Here is an 18751-nt window from a genome sequence, read left to right as displayed (position 1 = left end):
TTCGAGCCGCGGACGGCTGAATATGGATAATCGCGGGTCGCTGACGAATCGGTGGCTACCCCTGCACCAGCAACCGATCACGCGCCTTCAAGGCCGGGAAGAACCGGCCCCAGAGAAGCGCGACGGCGATCGTCGCGGCACCACCCGCCACCACCGCCGGGACCGCCCCGATCGCAGCGGCGAGCAGGCCGGATTCGAACTCGCCGAGCTCGTTCGAGGCCCCGATGAACACGGTGTTCACCGCGGAGACCCGGCCGCGCATGGCGTCCGGGGTCTCGCCCTGCACGAAGGTCTGGCGGACATAGACCGAGATCATGTCGGCAGCGCCCGTGACGAACAGGCAGGCCATCGACAGGGGCAGTGAGGTCGAGAGGCCGAACACGACCGTCGCGGCGCCGAACACGGCCGCCGCCCGGAGCATCCGCACCCCGGCATGGCGCCGGAGCGGGCGATAGGCGAGCAGCACCGCCGTGGCGACGGCTCCGAAGGCCGGCATGCTCCGCAGCGCCCCGAGGCCCAGGGGCCCGACATGCAGCACCTCGCCGGCATAGATCGGCAGGAGCGCGGTCGCGCCGCCCAGCAGGACCGTGAACAGGTCGAGGCTGATGGCGCCCAGCACCACCGGCTGCGAGCGGATGTAGCCGATGCCGGCCGAGAGCGCCGCCCAGGTGATCGGCGGCCGCTCGGTCACGGCGGCGGGCCGGAAGCGGATCAGGGCCGTCAGCAGGCTGGCGACGGCGAAGCTCGCCGTCGCGCCGCCGAACACGACCGACGGCCCGAGGGCGTAGAGCAGCCCGCCCAGCGCCGGGCCCATCACCGAGGCGCTCTGCCAGAGCGAGGCGTTCCAGGCGATCGCCAAGCCGAATTGCGGGCCCGGTACCAGGGTCGGCAGAAGCGCTTGCAGGGCCGGGTTGGCGAAGGCCCGGGCGGTGCCGACGACGATCACCAGGGCGTAGATCGGCCAGACCGCCTGGAGGCCGGCCAGCGCATAGGCGAGGAGGCCGAAGCTCGCCAGACTCTGGAGGCCGAAGGCCGCGGCGCCGACCAGGCGCCGGTCATAGGCATCCGCCACATGGCCGGTGATCAGGGCGCAGACCACCGCGGGCAGGAAGCCCGCCAGCCCGACGAGGCCCAAAGCCAGGGCGGAATGGGTCAGGTCGTAGACGAACCAGCCGATCGCCACCGCCTGCATCTGATAGGCGAGGCCCGTGAGGAAGCGGGCCGAACCGAACAGGCGGAAATCGCCGATGCCGAAGACGGCCCAGCCGGAACGATCATGCGCGGACATGCCCCCTGCTGATCCCGCCCGGGGGATTAATCAAGTCCGCCGCAGGGGCCGGATCGGAGAAACGGCCGAGCCTGTTCGCTGCACCCGCTAGTGGAGTGCCAAGCCGGGTTTGCGCGTTGCAGTGGCGGGCTGGAGGGTGAAGGGACGGCCCGCCTCACGGTGATCGAGACGCGGGCCCTCAAGAGGGAAAAGCGGGAAGGTACAGGTCACCTGGGTCCCGGCCCCGGGCGCGGTCTCAAGATGGACCCGCCCGCCATGGAGTTCGACGAAGGACCGCACGATCGAGAGGCCGAGCCCGACCCCGCGATGGCGGGTGCCCAGGGTGTGGCTCTCGAAGCGGTTGAAGACCGAATCGGCGATCTCGGGCGGCATGCCGCGGCCGTGGTCACGCACGCTGAGGACCAGATCGTGGGCCTCCCGGCGGGCCCGGACCTCGACGCGCTGCCCGGCATCCGAGAAGCCGACGGCGTTGGACAGCAGGTTGAACAGGATCTGGCGCACGCGCTTTCCGTCCGCGTGGACGCTGCCGATATCCTCCGGCACGTCCAGCGCGAGGGTGATGTGGGATTCGGCCAGCCGATCCTCGATCCCGCGCACGGCGGCCTCGATCGTGGACTGGACGTCGACCTCCTCGCGCTGAAGCTCCAGGGAGCCGGCATCGATCGAGGCGAGGTCGAGAATGTCGTTGATGATCACAAGCAGCGCCGCCGAGGAGCGCATGATGTGGTCGGAATATTCGCGCTGCCGGTCGTTGAGCGCGCCCACCGTCTCGTCGCCGAGCAGCTGGGTGAAGCCGATGATGTTGGTGAGCGGCGAGCGCAGCTCGTAGGAGACATGGTGCACGAAGGTGTCGCGCAGCTGCGCGGCCTTCTCCAGGGCGTCGTTCTTCTCGGTGAGCGCCCGCTCGACATTCACGCTCGCGGTGACGTCGATCAGGGTGAGCAGGGTCGCGCCCTCGGGCAGCGGCTGCGCGGCGCAATCGAGGACGGTGCCGTCCACCACCTCCAGGCGGCAGGACCGGGCGGTGCGGGATTCGAGGCCGACCACCGCGTCGCGGATGTCGAGCCAGGGCTCCTCGGCGGGCGCGAGCGACCGGCAGGATTCGATGACGGCATCGACATGCGGCCGCTCCTCCACGGCCGCCGGATCGAGCCGCCACACGGTGCAGAACGCCCGGTTGGCGAGCGTCATGCGGCCGTCCGCGCCGAACACCGCCACCGGCTCGGCGAGGGTGTCGAGCGTCTCCGCCTGGAGGCGGCGCAGGGCGTTGTAGCGGGATTCCGCGTTCAGGCTGTCGGAGACGTCGTCGAACAGATAGGTCAGGCCGCCCTGCGGGTTCGGGTCGGCGACAACCCGAAGCGTGCGCCCGTCGGGCAGGTACCACCAGCTCTGGTTGGCTTCGGCGGCCCGGTAGGCGGCCAGCACCCCCTGCTTCCAGCCGCGGAAATCGGCATGCTCCTCGAGCTTCCGCTCGGCCCGGAGGTGATCGAGGATCTCGCCGTCGGAGGGTCGGCTGTCCAGGAACGCCTGATCGAGGTCCCAGAGCTGCCGGTAGGCGGCGTTGTGGAAGATCAGCCGCTGCGACACGTCGAACATCGCCACCGCGGTGGGCAATTGGTCGAGGGTGCGGACGTTGGCGTTCATCTGGCGCTGCAGGTCGGCGCGGACGCTCTCCAGCTCGGACACGTCGATGGCGATGCCGACGCGGCCGCTGTCCAGGGTGGTCTCGAAGACGTCGAGCATGCGCCGGCTGCCGGCCATCACCGCCGAGAGCCGCGGGACGCTGCGGGACAGGCCGGCAGCCCGCGCCGCCTCGTCCCGGGCGATGGCCTCGCGGGCCGGACGGTCGAACAGCTCGATGCCGCGGTCCAACGTGGCCTCGCGGCTCTCCGCCTCCACGGCCGCCACGTAGGCGGCGTTGACCCAGCTCAGGCCGCCCTCGCGGTTGCGGCGCCAGACCGGCTGCGGGATCGCGTCGAGCAGGCCGGCCAGCGCCGACAGGCCGCGGCGGGTCTCGTCCAGGGTCGCGCGCAGGTCGGCGATCTCGCAGCGCTCCTGGCTGGTCTCACGCAGGCGCAGGAGCGCCCGGCCGGCCACCGCCTGCCCATGGGCGTCGATGCTGCGCCCGGTCTGGGTGCGCAGGCTCAGCGTGAAGCTCGTGCCGCGGGCCCGCAGGGTCTCGACCGCGGCCTCGACGGCGGCGGCATCCGAGGCGACCAGCCAGGTGCCGAAGGCGAGGACCCGGCGGGCATAGCCGGAGGTCGGCCGCTCGCCGTAGATCGCCAGGCTGATATCGCCCTCGACCACGGGCTCGCTGCGCCGGTCCCAGGTGACGATGATCTGGCGCTCGGCGTTGAGCAGCATCTCGGCGCGGTCATGGGCGCCACGCAGCACGTCGAGGGCGCCGGCGAGCTCGCGCTCCCGGCGGGTCCAGCGACTGCGCTCGTAGAGGTGGAGCAGCGACAGAATCACCGCGAAGGCGACGAGGCCGCCGAAGATCGCCAGGGCGGCGACGCCGTGCATCTCACGCGGCGCGTGCGCGGTCGCGGTTTCGGGCAGTTCGGCGAGCGCAGCGCTCGCCGCCGTCAATGTGAGCGCACCCACGCAGATTCGAACGTGCGCGGCACGACCGACACCCATGATAGCCCTGCCCCCACCCCTGGCGATCCGAATGCGCGTGCAACCGCGCGGCGCAGAACGCACCGTCCCCGCAGGCGATTCTCCCGAACCGTTGCGGACCCACCGATCTAAGATTCGCCCGCACCTTAACGTGCTGCGGAATCCACCCGGAAGGGGAACGAAGCGTGGCTATACGCCGACGGCTCACAATCATCCGTTAACGACACTTAGAAGACACAGTGTGTCGGGCCCGGAATGGCTTGACAAACGAAAGGGCCCGACGCAGCGCGCCGGGCCCTTTTTGGTTCGTGATCGCAGCGGCCAAAGCCGCGCCGGCTACCGTCCCGTCGGTCGGGAATTCAACTTCCGGTTCGACGGGCGTCGAACCGGAAGTGTCACCGGCCGAGGCCGGCTCAGTAGCGGTAATGCTCGGGCTTGAACGGGCCGGACTCGGAGACGCCGATATAGGCGGCCTGATCGGGGCGCAGCTTCGAGAGCTTCACGCCGATCTTCTCCAGGTGCAGCGCCGCGACCTTCTCGTCGAGGGTCTTGGGCAGGGTGTAGACCTGCTTCTGGTACTTGCCCGGGTTGGTCCAGAGCTCGATCTGGGCCAGCGTCTGGTTAGTGAAGGAGGCCGACATCACGAAGGACGGGTGACCCGTCGCGTTGCCGAGGTTCACCAGGCGCCCCTCCGAGAGGAGGATGATGCGGTGGCCGTCCGCGAAGGTGATCTCGTCCACCTGCGGCTTGATGTTGGACCACTTGAGGTTCTTCAGGCCGGCGACCTGAATCTCGTTGTCGAAGTGGCCGATATTGCAGACGATCGCCCGGTCCTTCATGGCCCGCATGTGATCGATCGTGATGATGTCTTTGTTGCCCGTGGCGGTGACGAAGATGTCGGCGCGCGGGGCGGCGTCCTCCATCGTCACGACCTCGTAGCCCTCCATGGCGGCCTGGAGCGCGCAGATCGGGTCGATCTCCGACACGAGCACGCGGCAGCCGGCGTTGCGCAGGGACGCGGCCGAACCCTTGCCGACATCGCCGAAGCCCGCGACCATGGCGACCTTGCCGGCCATCATCACGTCGGTGCCGCGGCGGATGCCGTCGACCAGCGACTCCTTGCAGCCGTAGAGGTTGTCGAACTTCGACTTGGTGACCGAGTCGTTCACGTTGATCGCCGGGAAGAGCAGCTTGCCCTCCTTAGCCAGCACGTACAGGCGGTGGACGCCCGTGGTGGTCTCCTCGGAGACGCCCTTGATGCTGTCGGCGAGGCCGGCGAACCAGCCCTTCGGCTTCTCGGCGAGCTTCTTCTTCAGCAGCGCGAAGAAGATCTCCTCCTCCTCGCTCTCCGGCTTGTCGAGGAAGGCGGTGTCGCCGTTCTCGGCGCGCAGGCCGAGATGGACGAACATGGTGGCGTCGCCGCCGTCGTCGAGGATCATGTTCGGCATGCCGCCGTCATGCCAATCGAACAGGCGCGAGGTGTAGTCCCAGTACTCCTCCAGGGTCTCGCCCTTCACGGCGAAGACCGGGATGCCGGCGGCCGCGATGGCGGCGGCGGCATGGTCCTGGGTCGAGTAGATGTTGCAGGAGACCCAGCGGATGTCGGCGCCGAGTGCCTTCAGGGTCTCGATCAGCACGGCGGTCTGGATCGTCATGTGGAGCGAGCCGGCGATCTTGGCGCCCTTCAGGGGCTGCGCAGCGCCGTACTCCTCGCGGACCGCCATCAGGCCCGGCATCTCCGTCTCGGCGATCGAGATCTCCTTGCGGCCGTAATCGGCCAGCCCGATGTCCTTGACGATATAATCCTTGGCCATGAGTCGGCGGCTCCGTGTGTTCGCGTTGCGGTTCGGGGCCAGCCCCTACCACTTCGCGGGATACGAAGCAATCAAGACATAAACATGTCTTTATGCGTTCCAGTCTGCGCGGGGGTTCCCGGCGGCTCTCCGAAGCCTCAGATCTCGATCTCGGTGCCGACCTCGACCACCTGCCGCGTCGGCACGTCGAAGAAGGCGCCGGTGCGCTCGGCGTTGCGCTGCATGAAGGCGAACAGGTTCTCCCGCCAGGGCGCCATCCCGCGCTTGTCGCTCCGGGGAATGATGGTCTCGTGGCCGACGAACACGGTCATGTCCTCGATCACGTGCGCCGGCAGGTGGCGCGAGGCGACGGCGCAGGCCAGCCCCTCCGGGATCGAGGCCTCCTCCATGAAGCCGTAGCGGAGGATCACCCGGTAGAAGTCCGGCGCCAGGATCGTCACGTGGGCGCGCTGTTCCGCCGGGACCGTCGGGGTCTCCTCGTAGAGGGCGGTGATGATCAGGATCCGTTCCATCAGGGCGCGGTTGCGCTCGACGAAGCGCGACAGGTGGAGCGGGATCCCGTGCTCGGCCGCCGACAGGAAGGCCGCGGTGCCGGGCAGGCGCAGCAACTCCCGGTGCTGGAGCCCAGCCAGGAAGGCATCCTCCGGCAGGCGCAGGGCGACCCGGGCCTCCTCGACCAGCTCGTTGCCCTTCTTCCAGGTGAGCATCATCAGGGCGACGAGGCCGGCGAGCACCAGGGGAAACCAGCCGCCCTCGAGGATCTTCACGCTGTTGGCCGCGAAGAACACCGCGTCGATGGCGAGGAACAGGCCGTTGACCGCGAAAACCAGGATCGGGTTGTAGCCCCAGCGGAGCGCGATCAGCGCGGCGAGCAGGGTGGTGATCCCCATCAGCATCGAGACCGCGATTCCGTAGGCCCCGGCGAGCGCGTCGGAGGAGCCGAACATCACCACGGCGATCAGGGTCGCGGCGGCGAGAAGCCAGTTCACCATCGGGACGTAGATCTGGCCGCGCTCCTCCTTGGCCGTCTGGACGATGCGCATCGCCGGCAGGAAGCCGAGCTGCACCGATTGCTGGGTCAGGGAGAACACGCCCGATATGATCGCCTGCGAGGCGATGATCGTGGCGAGCGTCGCCAGCGCGATCAGCGGGTAATGGCCCCAATCCGGGCAGAGCCGGAAGAACGGATTCTCGATCGCGTCCGGCGAAGCCAGCAGCAGGGCGCCCTGGCCGAAATAGTTGAGCACCAGCGCCGGCAGGACCAGGACGAACCACGCCGCCCGGATCGGCATGGCGCCGAAATGGCCGAGATCGGCATACATCGCCTCGCCGCCGGTCACCGCCAGGAAGGCGGCGCCCAGCATGGCGAAGCTCACGTGCCAGCCGGCATGCAGCATGAAGTCGACGGCGCGCAGCGGGTTCACCGCGGCGAGGATCTCCGGCTTGTGCAGGATGCCGCCGATCCCGAGCGCCGCCAGCACCACGAACCACAGCAGCATCACCGGGCCGAACACCCGGCCGATCGCCGCCACGCCCTTGTGCTGGACCGAAAACAGCGCGACCAGGATCGCGATCGTGATCGGCACGACGAAATGGCCGAGGGCCGGCGCGTCGACCTTCAACCCCTCGATGGCCGAGAGCACCGAGATCGCCGGGGTGATCGCGCCATCGCCGTAGAGCAGGGCCGCGCCGATCAGCCCGACAACCAGCAGCGCCGCCTTCCAGGTCCCGTGGCGGGCCTGTCGGGCGCCGAGCAAGGCCAGCATGGCGACGATGCCGCCCTCGCCCTTGTTGTCGGCGCGCAGGATCAACACCGCGTATTTCAGCGACACGATCAGGATCAGCGCCCACAGGATCAACGATACCGCACCCGTGGCGGCCGCCGGCACCGCGGCGCCGCCCGCGGTCGCCGCCTTCACGGCCTCCTTGAAGGCGTAGAGCGGGCTCGTCCCGATATCGCCGTAGACGACGCCGAGCGCCCCGAAGATCAGCGCCGGCTTGAGCCGGCCCTTCTGGGACGCGGGCTCGTCGCCGGCACCGGCCTGGGAACCCGGCGCCGCCGCGGGGGCAAGGGACTGACTCAACGCACGGCTCCCGCGGGATTACATCGTTCGCCCTGGCCGGACAGGTAGAGCGCCGGCCGTCGAAGTGGAAGCCGGCGTGGCCGGATCCGTTTGCGGAGGAAGAGCTTGTCCTCGACGCTCACGTCATTGCGAGCGGAGCGAAGCAACCCAGGGATGCGCAACGAACTGAGAGCGCTCGCCACACTGGGTTGCTTCGCTGCGCTCGCAATGACGGTAGAGGTATTGGCCCGGTCGATGGACGAGGCCCGGTCAGACCAGATCGGCCAACGCCTCGGGGCAGGCTTCGCCGCGCCGAAGGCCGAAGACCGGCACGCCGGCATGGCGCGTGATCGACGCGGCCACGGTGGCGAGCGGTGCCGGAGCCCCCTCGCTCTCGCTCACCGCGATGGCGAGGAGCGGGATGCCGTGGAGGCGCAGGGTCTCGCGGGCGGTGAGCGCGTGGCTGATCGCGCCGAGATAGCTGCCGGAGACGAGGACCGCCGGCACGTCGAGGGCTTTGAGCCAGTCGAGCCCGGTGGCCGCCTCGGTGACCGGGCTCATGACCCCGCCGACACCCTCGATGATCAGGGTTCCGTCACCGTGGGCGATCTGCGCCCGGCACCAGCCGATAAGGTCGGGCAGCGCCAGGGACCGGCCCTCCAGCACCGCGGCCTGATCGGGGGCGAGCGGGGCCGCGAACCGCCAGGGTGAGCAGGCCTCGACCGTCTCGTCGTCGATACCGAGGCCCTGCGCGTCGAGCAGCCGGGCCGTGTCGCTCTCCGCGAAGGCCGGGTCGCTCAGCGGCGGCACGCCGCTCGCGAGCGGCTTCAGCGTCCGCACCGGCCGACCCTGCGCCCGCAGGCGCCGGGTCAGCGCCGCGGTAACGTAGGTCTTGCCGATCTCGGTGCCGGCACCGGCGACGAAGACCGCGCGGGCGGCCATGGGGCGGGCCGCCTCAGGCCTGGAAGGTGCCGTGGCAGTGCTTGTACTTCTTGCCCGAGCCGCAGGGGCACGGCTCGTTGCGCCCAACCCGGCCCCAGGTCGTGGCATCGTTCGGGTCGCGTTCCAGCACGGCGCCGTCGGCCGCGAGCCCTTGCGCGGCGTAGCCGTAGGCCGGACCGCCGCCGCCATCGCTGCCCGAGCCGCGCCCGGCATAATCCATCTCGTTCTCGCCGGTGACCGGGTCGAGATGCTGGGCGAACATCGGGGGCAGTTCCGGGGTGCCGCCAGGGAAGGCCTGCTGGTCGGGCTGCTGGTGCACGATCTCGACGCGGGAGAGCTGCGTCGTCACCTGCTCGCGCAGGGCCGTGATCAGGTTGTTGAAGAGGTCGAACGCCTCGGACTTGTACTCGTTGAGCGGATCGCGCTGGGCGAAGCCGCGCCAGCCGATCACCTGCCGCAGGTGGTCGAGGGTCACGAGGTGCTCCCGCCACAGGTGATCCAGGGTCTGGAGCAGGACCTGCTTCTCGATATAGGCGGTGATCTCGGTGCCGTTCTTCTCGGCCCGCTCGGCATAGGCGGTCTCGGCGGCCTTGAGCAGACGCTCGCGCATCTCCTCGTCGGCGATGCCCTCTTCCTTAGCCCAATCCTCCACAGGGACATCGAGGTTGAGCACCTCGCGGACCTGCTCGTGCAGGGCGGCGACGTCCCACTGCTCGGCATAGGCGTTCTGCGGGATGTAGCGGGCGACGAGGTCGTCGATCACGCCCTCGCGCATCTCGTCCACGGTCTCGCGCACGCTCTCCTGGGCCATGAAGTCCCGGCGCTGCTCGAACACGACCTTGCGCTGGTCGTTCATGACGTTGTCGTATTTGAGCACGTTCTTGCGCATGTCGAAGTTGCGCGCTTCGACCTTCTGCTGCGCCTTCTCGATCGCCTTGTTGATCCAGGGGTGGATGATCGCCTCGCCCTGCTCAAGGCCGAGCTTCTGCAGCATCCCGTCCATGCGGTCGGAGCCGAAGATCCGCATCAGGTCGTCCTGAAGCGACAGGTAGAACTTCGAACGGCCGGGATCGCCCTGGCGGCCGGAGCGGCCGCGGAGCTGGTTGTCGATGCGCCGCGACTCGTGGCGCTCGGTGCCGATGATGTAGAGGCCGCCCGGCAGGGCCTTCTTGCGGCCGGCGGCGGGGTCGGCCGGCTCGCCCGAGGCCAGCACCTTGGCGCGGTTGTCGGCGATCTCGGCCTTGATCGCCTCGATGGCGGCGTCGCGTTCCGGCCCGTCCGGCAGGTGGCCGAGCTCCTTCTCGATCCGCATCTCGAGGTTGCCGCCGAGTTTGATGTCGGTGCCGCGGCCGGCCATGTTGGTGGCGATGGTGATCGCGCCCGGCACGCCGGCCTCGGCGACGATGTAGGCCTCCTGCTCGTGGAAGCGGGCGTTCAGCACGGCGAAGCGCTTGGTGACCCGGCCCTCGCGGGCGGCCTTGTAGACGTCGGTCAGCGCGTTCGGATCGGAATAGTCGAGCAGCGTGTAGCCGTGCTTCTTGAGCATCTCGGCCAGGTGCTCGGACTTCTCGATCGAGCCGGTGCCGACCAGGATCGGCTGGTGCCGGCTATGCGCCTTGTCGATCTCCGCGATGATGCCGTCGTACTTCTCGGCGACCGTGCGGTAGACCTCGTCGTCCTCGTCGACGCGCTCGACCTCCTTGTTGGTCGGGATGTCGACCACGTCGAGCTTGTAGATCTCGGCGAACTCGTCGGCTTCCGTGGAGGCCGTGCCGGTCATGCCCGCCAGTTTATTGTAAAGTCGAAAATAATTCTGGAAGGTGATCGAGGCGAGCGTCTGGTTCTCGGGCTGGATCGTCACCCGCTCCTTGGCCTCCAGCGCCTGGTGCAGGCCCTCCGAGTAGCGCCGGCCCTGCATCATGCGGCCGGTGAACTCGTCGATGATCACCACCTCGTCGTTCTTGACGATGTAATCTTTGTCCCGGGTGAACAGTGTGTGGGCGCGCAGGGCCTGGTTCACGTGGTGGACGAGGCTGACATTGTGGGCGTCGTAGAGGTCGCCGTCCTTGAGCAGGCCGACCTCGCGCAGGGTCACCTCGACGAACTCGTTGCCGGCTTCCGTGAGCGAGACCGTGCGCTGCTTCTCGTCGAGGTCGTAATGCTCGCGCACCAGCCGGGGCATGATCGCGTCGACCGAGACGTAGAGCTCGGAGCGGTCGTCCACCGGGCCCGAGATGATCAGCGGCGTGCGCGCCTCGTCGATCAGGATCGAGTCGACCTCGTCGACGATCGCGAAGTTGTGTCCGCGCTGGGCGAGCTGCGACAGCTCGTACTTCATGTTGTCGCGGAGATAGTCGAATCCGTACTCGTTGTTGGTGCCGTAGGTGATGTCGCAGGCATAGGCCGCCTTGCGCTGCTCGTCGTCGAGCCCGTGCACGATGGTGCCGACGGTGAGCCCCAGGAACCGGTAGAGCTGGCCCATCCATTCCGCGTCGCGGGAGGCGAGGTAGTCGTTCACGGTGACGACGTGGACGCCCTTGCCCTCCAGGGCGTTCAGGTAGACCGGCAGCGTCGCCACCAGGGTCTTGCCCTCGCCGGTCTTCATCTCGGCGATGCCGCCCTCGTGCAGGACCATGCCGCCGATCAGCTGCACGTCGAAATGGCGCTGGCCGAACACGCGCTTGGCCGCCTCGCGCACCGTCGCGAAGGCCGGGACCAGGATGTCGTTGAGGCTCTTGCCGGCGGCGAGTTCCGCCTTCAGCATGTCGGTGCGCGCCCGGAGCGCGTCGTCCGACAGGGCCTGGATCTCCGGTTCCAGCGCGTTGATCTGCGCCACGCGCGGGCGATAGCCCTTGACGCGCCGGTCGTTGGAGGAGCCGAAAATCTTCTTGGCGATGGAGCCGAGCATCGTTGACCTGCGGACGCGCGAGCCCGCCCACGGGTGAACGTGGCGGGCCGGCCTTGGCGGAGTTGGCCGGGCTTATAGAGGTAAACATCGGCCGGCGCACCTGAAAGAGGCAGCCTCAGATCCATCGGGCTCAGGACGGGTGAAACGGCAGCGCTTGCCTTCTCGTGCGACGCGCGCCACCTGTGCCGCGGCGCGCCGCCCGGCCTCACCGGGGCGGCGCCGGGACGTCAGCCGAGGACCACGCCAGCATGCCGAACACCGCCCTCCTCCGGCGCGCGAGCGCGCTCGCCCTGATGCTCGCGATGCCCGGTGTCGCGCTGGCCCAGGCGCCCCAGGCGGCCCCGGCCCAGACCTCGACGCCCGCGGCCAACACGGCCGCCCCGAGCCCCGACACCGTGGTGGCCAGCGTCAACGGCAAGCCGATCACGCAGGGCGACCTGGCCATCGCGTCGGACGACCCGGCCCTGTCGCTGCCGGGCGTCGACGAGGCGCAGAAGAAGTCCCTGCTGGTGGATTACATGGTCGACCTGCGGGTCGGCGCGCAGGCCGCCGAGGCGGCCAAGATCGGCGACACGCCGGAGTTCAAGCGCAAGCTCGCCTATTTTCGGGACAAGCTCCTGCTCGACGACTACCTGGAGCAGGAGGCCAAGCGCGCGGTCACCCCCGAGGCCGAGCACGCGATCTACGACCAGACCGTCAAGCTGATGAAGCCCGAGGAGGAGGTGCATGCGCGCCATATCCTCGTGGACAACGAGGGCGACGCGAAGAAGATCGCCGCGCGGATCAAGGGCGGCGAGGACTTCGCCAAGGTCGCCGCCGAGACCTCGAAGGACCCGGGCTCCAAGGCCGAGGGCGGCGATCTCGGCTGGTTCACCAAGGAGCGGATGGTCCCGGACTTCGCCAACGCCGCCTTCGCGATGAAGCCCGGCCAGGTCTCCGACCCGGTCAAGAGCCAGTTCGGCTGGCACGTGATCAAGGTCGAGGAGAAGCGCACCAAGCCGCAGCCGACCTTCGACGAGCTGAAGGAGCAGATCGACCAGCACCTAGTCCGCAAGGCCCAGCAGGACCTGATCCTGAAGCTGCGCGCCGACGCCAAGATCGACCGCACCGACGCGGCGCCCGCCGCAGCCCAGCCGGCGCCCGAGACGAAGAAGCCGTGATCGGGTAGGGGCGGCCGGTTTTCCCCCTCCTCCGGTTAGGAGGGGGACAAGTTAAATCACCGTGTCATTCCGGGGCGCCGCAGGCGAGCCCGGAATCCAGAGCCGCCGACAGCGCCAAGTCTGCTCAACCTGCGTTGCTGGATCCCGGGCTCCGCGTCGCGGCCCCGGGATGACAAGGAGGGTGGTCGAACGACCGGAGAACTCTCACAGTCTCAGACGTTCGGCGATTCCGGACGCCCGGATTCGTCAATACGGCCGGTCGGGATGCAGGTAGGCGGACCGGGCGGCGGCCGTCGGTGCGGTGACGCCGAGCGCGGCGAGCTCGGCCGTGCGGCGGCCTTCGGCGATCCGGTCGAGCACCGCGATCAGGAGCCAGGGACACGCGATCCCGATGAAGAACGCCATGTGATCCTCCGACGCCGGATCTGAAAACCGTCCAGCTTCGGAGGATGATAGGCCGGCCGGGCCCGACCGCAAGCGGCGTCGCGGCGCTTTCGCGTCAGAGCCAGCCCTGAAGCTCGCGGCGCACCACGTTCTCGATCACCTTCATGCCGAGATCGGAATCGTTCAGGCACGGGATGTAGGCGAAGCGCTCGCCCCCGTTCCCCTCGAAATAATGGCGATTCTCGCCGTCGAGCTCCTCCAGCGTCTCCAGGCAATCCGCCGTGAAGCCGGGGGCGACGATCGCCATGCGCTTGACGCCGGATTTCGCCAGCTCCGTCACGGTCTCGTCGGTGTAGGGCTTGAGCCATTCCTCGTTGCCGAACCGCGACTGGAAGGTCACCCGCATCCGTTCGGGCGACATGCCCAGGGCCTCCCGGATCAGACGTCCGGTCTTGTGGCACTGGCAATGATAGGGATCGCCCTTGAGCAGGTAGCTGCGCGGCACGCCGTGGAACGAGGTCAGGATCACCTCGGGCTCGAAATCGAGCTTGGCTAGGCCCTCGCGGATCGAATCGGCCATGGCGGCGATGTAGACCGGGTCGTCGTGATAGGGCGGCGACACCCGCACCGTCGGCTGCCAGCGCATGTCCATCAACGCCCGGAACGCCTGGTCGCAGGCGGTGGCCGAGGTCGCGGCCGCATATTGCGGGTAGAGCGGCACCAGCAGGATCCGGTCGCAGCCCTGGTCGAGCAGCGCCTGGAGGCGTTCAGCCACCTCCGGCTTGCCGTAGCGCATCGCCCAGTCGACCACGACGGAATCGCCCATCGCGGCTTGCAGGCGCTCGCTCTGGCCGCGGGTGATGGTCTTGAGCGGACCCTCGTTCCGCTCGTTGTTCCAGACGCTGGCGTAGTCGCGACCCTTCGGCCCCGGGCGCTTGGTCAGGATGATCAGGTTGAGGAGCGGCCACCAGATCAGCCGGGGCACCTCGATGACCCGGCGGTCCGACAGGAACTCCTTGAGATAGCGGCGCATCGGCCAGTAGCTGGTGCCCTCGGGGGTGCCGAGATTCATCAGCAGCACGCCAACGCGGCCCCAGGCCACCTTCGGGTGGTCGGCCGGAAGGCCGCCCGCGGCGGGGACGAGGGTCGAGAGGGGCCGGCCATCCGCCAGCGCGGCGGGTTCGACGCGTTCGTTCATGGCAGCGTTCCGGCGCCGCGCGCCGAGTCCTTCTTCTGGCTTCGGATACCCGGCAGCCGGCGCACGCGCTTGGGCCTGAACCGGGGTGTTCGGTATCGCGTCCGCCCCATGTAGGGTGTCCGCCCGCTCAGCGAAGGCCGGCTGCGACATGCTGGACCGTACGCGCTGGCGCGGGGCCGACCCATTCTCCCTAATCATGGCGCCGGTGCCCCGCAACCGCGGAGCGCATCGTCCGACCCGGCGAGACCCGATGACCGACACCCCCGTGGCCGCCGCGCTGGCGGCCTTCCGCGCCTCCGGATCGCCATGGCTGGCGCTGCCGTTCTTCGCCGGCGGTGCGGCCGACGCCGTAGCGGCCCGGGTCGATGCCCGGATCGCCGAGGGCGCGCGGGTGCTGCCGGCGCCGGCCGACATCTTCCGCGCGCTGACAGAGACGCCGCTGCCGGCGGTGCGCGCCGTCATCCTGGGGCAGGATCCCTATCCGACGCCCGGCGACGCCAACGGCCTGGCCTTCTCGTATGTCGGCTCCGGCCGGCTGCCCGCGTCCCTGCGCGTGATCCTCGCGGAGGCAGGCTCGGAACGGGCTGCCGGCGGCGACCTGACCCCCTGGGCCCGCCAGGGCGTCCTTCTCCTGAACAGCGCGCTGACCGTCGAGGCCGGAAAGGCCGGCGCGCATCTGCGCTACGGTTGGTCGGCTCTGACCGACGAGGCGGTCGCCGCGGTCTCGGCCCGTCCGGAGCCGGCGGTCTTCCTGCTCTGGGGCGCCCAGGCCCGCGCCCGGACGGCGCTGATCGATTCAGGCCGCCACGGCGTGTTCGAGAGCGGGCATCCCTCCCCGCTCAACCGCGCCCGGGATTTCCCGGGCTCCGACCCGTTCGGCCGCGCCAATGGCTGGCTGGCCGAGCGCGGGGTGTCGCCGATCGCGTGGCGCCTGGGCTGAACGATCACTGCGCGGGCTTGACCGGCTCCGTCGGGGCCGGGGCGCCGGTCGTCGGACCGGCCGGCAGCAGGACGTTCTTGGTGATCGCACCCTCCGGTCCGTACTCGCCGGCCACCGCGATGCAGGCCTGGTCGCGGTTCTGGGCCATCTGATTCGACATCAGGGTGAACATCGTCTGCACCCGGTTGCCGAACGGGCCCCGCGGCTGGACGTCGTCGACCCGCACGTTCTGCTTCGCCAGGAGACCCTCGAAGGCCTCGTTGCCGATCCGGTAGCCGCAGACATTCGAGGCCGCGAAGATGTAGGCGGCAAATTCCAGGGCTCGCGGGGACGGCGCGTTGCGGATCTGCGCCTGCGCCGGCAGGGCTGCAAGCGTGAGAGCGAAGGCGGCCGCGTAGGGGGCGATCTGGCGCATGGGTGGGTGTTTCCTCAGTCGGGGCAACCTCTTCCGGGTCGCCCGCTCCGAGCGGGAGATAGGCCGGCCGGCGCCCGAGGCCAATGCGACCGAATTTGCCTCCAAATCGCTCTGCCCCGTTCATCATCGATTCGGCATAGGCGCAGTCCCGGCCGTCCGGAGCCCTGAAAAACGGCCAGTGTTCCGGAGATCTGCGAACGTGAGACAGAGTGTTAACCTGCGCGCGTCACGCCAAGGTCCACCGTTTATCCAGATCCAGGCGGTTCGCAGCGTATGTTTGGCGTGAACTCCACTGTCGCAGACATTCCGGTCCCGGCGCCGGGCCCGCGTGATCCCGATCGGCGCTTCCGATCCGGGCTCGGCCTCGCCTCAGGCGACCGGCGCGCCACCCCGGCGATCTGCCCCAACCGGGTCGCCCACTGGGCTTTCGCCGAGGGCCTGCGCGCCGGCGAGACCGTCGCCCTCCTGGTCCGCGACCTCAGCCAGGCGGAGGCGATGCGCCTCGGCCTGGCGCGGATCGGGGTCCGCGTCCTCGCCCTCGACGGCAGCCGCCGCGGCGAGGCGCTGGCCGACAGCCTGGCTCGTTCCGGCGCGACGCTGGTGATCATCGATACGGCTCTGGCGGACGCCTATGCCGGCGTGATGGGCCGGCTGCCCTCCTATCCGAGCGTGTGGTGGAACGGCCCGGGCGCCGATTTCGCCAGCCTGGATCTCGCTCTCGCCGAGCAGGATTGAGGGGCGCTCTCGGCGACCTCGAAAGGGCACGCTTCGCGGTTCCGTGGTAGGCTTGTCGCAGATCCGGTCGGAGGGTTCCTCCATGACAGCGATAAAAGCCACGAAGCCCGTTGATACGAGCGAAAGCCTCTGGCGAGACCTCCTGAACGCGCGGCACGACGATGGTGCGGCGGCCCGGGAGCATCTGCAAGCCGGCTTTCCGGTCTACTACGTCGAGGGCGATACGCCCGAAGGCCTGCTCGTTAAAGAATACCCCGGCGGACGGCGGGAGCTGGTCCGATTCGACGAGGCGGGCGACCAAGTCATCCGCGATCTATGACGCCGCAGCTTTGGGTTTTTGCCGGGCCGAACGGCGCCGGCAAATCGACCCTGGCGCGCCGTTATGCATGCGGACGTATCGAGGTGGTAAGTCCGGACGACATTGCACGGGAGATCGCACGCGGCCGGGGTGGTGACCCAAGTGTGGCGGCCCGGGCGGGCCGTCTCGCCATCGAACGCCGGCAGGCCTTGCGAGATGCCCACCAGAGCTTCGGCATCGAGACGACGCTGGCTGGTTGCAGCGAGCGCGCCTTCATGGCCGAGACCCGCGATCACGGGTTCAAGGTCAATCTGGTCTTCGTAGGGATTGGCAGCATCATACAATCGCGCAGTCGCGTAGCTGAGCGCGTGAAACGCGGGGGGCATCCGGTTCCCGCCGCCGATCTCGAGCGCCGTTTTGCACGCAGCATGGCGCACCTGCCAGACGCCATGCGGATCGCTCAGCTAAGCTTGGTGTTTGACAATAGCGGCAAGCGATGCAGGCTGATCTTGAGCCGCGAGAATGACCACACAAAGCTGGTCAGCCGTAGCTTGCCGCACGGGGCCAGGGCCGCGATCCCGGTCGCCTTGAGGCAGAGTCCAGCCGAGGAAACGCTTGATGACGCATACGGCGACGCCGGATCGCAATCGGACCCCTTCGACGGCGGCCCACCGGAGCGGTGATCCGCGTCCTCCGCGGAATCGCCTTGATGCGCACCCGCGCGGCGCGCTTTAGGATATCGCCATGTCCGCAGCCCTCGCCGCCCCCAGCTCAACGGACGCGCCCGTCCTGCTGCGCCACGATGCCGACGGCGTCGCGACCCTGACGCTGAACCGTCCGCAGGCGCGCAACGCCCTGTCGATGGCGCTGATGACCGCGCTCCAGGACGCGCTCGACGCGATCCGGGAGGATCCTGCGGTCCGGGTCGTGATCCTGCGCGGGGCCGGCCCGGCCTTCTGCGCCGGGCACGACCTCAAGGAGATGCGCGCCGATCCCTCCCGGGCGGCGACCGAGGCGGTGTTCCGCACCTGCGCCCGCCTGATGCTGAGCCTGACGCGCCTGCCGCAGCCGGTGATCGCCCAGGTGCACGGCATCGCCACCGCGGCGGGCTGCCAGCTCGTCGCCACCTGCGACCTCGCCCTCTGCGCCGAGGAGGCCCGCTTCGCCACGCCGGGGGTGCAGATCGGCCTGTTCTGCTCGACCCCGATGGTCGCCCTGTCGCGGGCCGTGTCGCGCAAGGCCGCCCTGGAGATGCTGCTGGTCGGCGAGCCGGTCGGTGCGCAGGAGGCTTTGCGGATCGGCCTGGTCAACCGCGTGGTGGCGTCAGCCGAACTGGACGGGGCGGTGAACGCCATGGCCCAAACCATCGCCGGGAAGGCGCGGCGGGTCCTGGCGATCGGCAAGGAGGCGTTCGGCCGGCAGATCGAGATGGGCCTGGAGGAGGCCTATGGCTACACGGCCGAAATCATGACCCGGAACATGATGATGGCCGACGCCCAGGAGGGCATCGACGCGTTCCTCACCAAGCGGTCGCCGCGCTGGGAGCCGTGAGCCCCGCGCGATACGACGCAGGTCCCCCGCGTCGGGATACGTAGGTTCCGGGGGCGCCCTGCCCTAGGATGACGGCATATCCTGTCCTGCCGGGCTCGGCACCTCCATGCGGAACGGCTGATGAGCGCGATCGACCTGTTCGGACTGACCCTGGCCTTCGTCGGCACCATGCCGCCGCCCCGGCCGCCGCGTCCGCGTCCGGACCGCGCGACCTGGGCCGCCGCCCTGCTGTTCGGCGGCGTCTGCCTCGGCACGGTCGGCCCGATGATCACGATCTGGAGCTTCCACAGGCCCTATGCCGAGGCCAAGGCGCGCTGCATCGCGGATGGCGGCCGGATCCTGTACGCGGCGCTCGACGGCAGCGGGCCGTATCGCTGCGCCCGGCCCCTCGGAACCGCCGATACCGGCGCACAGCCGCCCCTCCGGCCGTATTAAA

The 18751-nt window shown here is 69.2% G+C and carries 16 protein-coding genes; 7 read left to right on the top strand and 9 right to left on the bottom strand.

The genetic code is table 11. The features are described from left to right. Positions 1–55 precede the first annotated feature (55 nt). The 6 genes from LGR69_RS22825 to secA all read right to left on the bottom strand — a co-directional run bounded on the left by LGR69_RS22825 (position 56) and on the right by secA (position 11634). Positions 56–1288 (bottom strand): MFS transporter, encoded by a 1233-nt coding sequence (locus LGR69_RS22825; RefSeq protein WP_230367434.1) that lies wholly within the window; start codon positions 1286–1288, stop codon positions 56–58. 87 nt (positions 1289–1375) lie between these two features. Next, positions 1376–3928, bottom strand: a complete 2553-nt coding sequence (locus tag LGR69_RS22820) for a sensor histidine kinase (protein ID WP_091862577.1) — start codon at positions 3926–3928, stop codon at positions 1376–1378. Between the two features lie 392 nt (positions 3929–4320). Beyond that, positions 4321–5721: an adenosylhomocysteinase gene (gene ahcY / locus LGR69_RS22815; protein WP_007566841.1), complete on the bottom strand. Its 1401-nt coding sequence runs from the start codon at positions 5719–5721 to the stop codon at positions 4321–4323. A 137-nt stretch (positions 5722–5858) separates the two neighbouring features. Next, positions 5859–7805 carry a potassium transporter Kup gene (locus LGR69_RS22810; protein ID WP_230367433.1) on the bottom strand — a complete coding sequence of 649 codons (1947 nt, stop codon included), beginning with the start codon at positions 7803–7805 and terminating at the stop codon, positions 5859–5861. Between the two features lie 249 nt (positions 7806–8054). Continuing rightward, positions 8055–8726 carry a dethiobiotin synthase gene (gene bioD / locus LGR69_RS22805; protein ID WP_230367432.1) on the bottom strand — a complete coding sequence of 224 codons (672 nt, stop codon included), beginning with the start codon at positions 8724–8726 and terminating at the stop codon, positions 8055–8057. A gap of 13 nt (positions 8727–8739) precedes the next feature. Beyond that, positions 8740–11634 (bottom strand): preprotein translocase subunit SecA, encoded by a 2895-nt coding sequence (gene secA, locus LGR69_RS22800; RefSeq protein WP_230367431.1) that lies wholly within the window; start codon positions 11632–11634, stop codon positions 8740–8742. Positions 11635–11882: 248 nt separating this feature from the next. Here secA and LGR69_RS22795 point away from each other — a divergent pair, with 248 nt between their 5' ends. Continuing rightward, positions 11883–12794 (top strand): peptidylprolyl isomerase, encoded by a 912-nt coding sequence (locus LGR69_RS22795; protein WP_007566832.1) that lies wholly within the window; start codon positions 11883–11885, stop codon positions 12792–12794. A gap of 246 nt (positions 12795–13040) precedes the next feature. On the opposite strand, the gene LGR69_RS22790 is transcribed toward LGR69_RS22795, so the two are convergent. Continuing rightward, entirely contained in the window at positions 13041–13199 is a 159-nt protein-coding gene (locus tag LGR69_RS22790) for a hypothetical protein (protein ID WP_163006024.1), read from the bottom strand. Between the two features lie 94 nt (positions 13200–13293). Further along, positions 13294–14376, bottom strand: a complete 1083-nt coding sequence (gene hemH / locus LGR69_RS22785; protein ID WP_007566825.1) for a ferrochelatase — start codon at positions 14374–14376, stop codon at positions 13294–13296. Between the two features lie 250 nt (positions 14377–14626). Here hemH and LGR69_RS22780 point away from each other — a divergent pair, with 250 nt between their 5' ends. Further along, positions 14627–15316 carry a uracil-DNA glycosylase gene (locus LGR69_RS22780; RefSeq protein ID WP_007566822.1) on the top strand — a complete coding sequence of 230 codons (690 nt, stop codon included), beginning with the start codon at positions 14627–14629 and terminating at the stop codon, positions 15314–15316. A 4-nt stretch (positions 15317–15320) separates the two neighbouring features. Here LGR69_RS22780 and LGR69_RS22775 read toward each other — a convergent pair whose 3' ends face one another. Further along, complete coding sequence (locus LGR69_RS22775) at positions 15321–15731, bottom strand: hypothetical protein (protein ID WP_007566820.1); 411 nt, start codon at positions 15729–15731, stop codon at positions 15321–15323. Between the two features lie 273 nt (positions 15732–16004). Between LGR69_RS22775 and LGR69_RS22770 the strand changes: the two genes are divergently transcribed. The 5 genes from LGR69_RS22770 to LGR69_RS22750 all read left to right on the top strand — a co-directional run bounded on the left by LGR69_RS22770 (position 16005) and on the right by LGR69_RS22750 (position 18750). Further along, positions 16005–16466, top strand: a complete 462-nt coding sequence (locus LGR69_RS22770; RefSeq protein WP_122160483.1) for an AMP-dependent synthetase — start codon at positions 16005–16007, stop codon at positions 16464–16466. Positions 16467–16548: 82 nt separating this feature from the next. Next, entirely contained in the window at positions 16549–16785 is a 237-nt protein-coding gene (locus tag LGR69_RS22765) for a hypothetical protein (RefSeq protein WP_007566816.1), read from the top strand. After that, positions 16782–17447 carry an AAA family ATPase gene (locus tag LGR69_RS22760; protein ID WP_230367430.1) on the top strand — a complete coding sequence of 222 codons (666 nt, stop codon included), beginning with the start codon at positions 16782–16784 and terminating at the stop codon, positions 17445–17447. Before LGR69_RS22765 ends, LGR69_RS22760 begins: the two co-directional genes overlap by 4 nt. 61 nt (positions 17448–17508) lie before the next feature. After that, entirely contained in the window at positions 17509–18315 is an 807-nt protein-coding gene (locus LGR69_RS22755) for an enoyl-CoA hydratase (protein WP_230367429.1), read from the top strand. A 120-nt stretch (positions 18316–18435) separates the two neighbouring features. Continuing rightward, positions 18436–18750: a hypothetical protein gene (locus LGR69_RS22750; RefSeq protein ID WP_007566810.1), complete on the top strand. Its 315-nt coding sequence runs from the start codon at positions 18436–18438 to the stop codon at positions 18748–18750. The last annotated feature ends 1 nt before the right edge of the window (position 18751 follow it).

Origin of the sequence: Methylobacterium brachiatum (assembly GCF_020523825.1) — a bacterium.
Classification (GTDB): Bacteria; Pseudomonadota; Alphaproteobacteria; order Rhizobiales; family Beijerinckiaceae; genus Methylobacterium; species Methylobacterium brachiatum.
The sequence above is the reverse complement of the archived record's forward strand: the minus strand, read 5'-3'. Positions and strand labels throughout refer to the sequence as shown.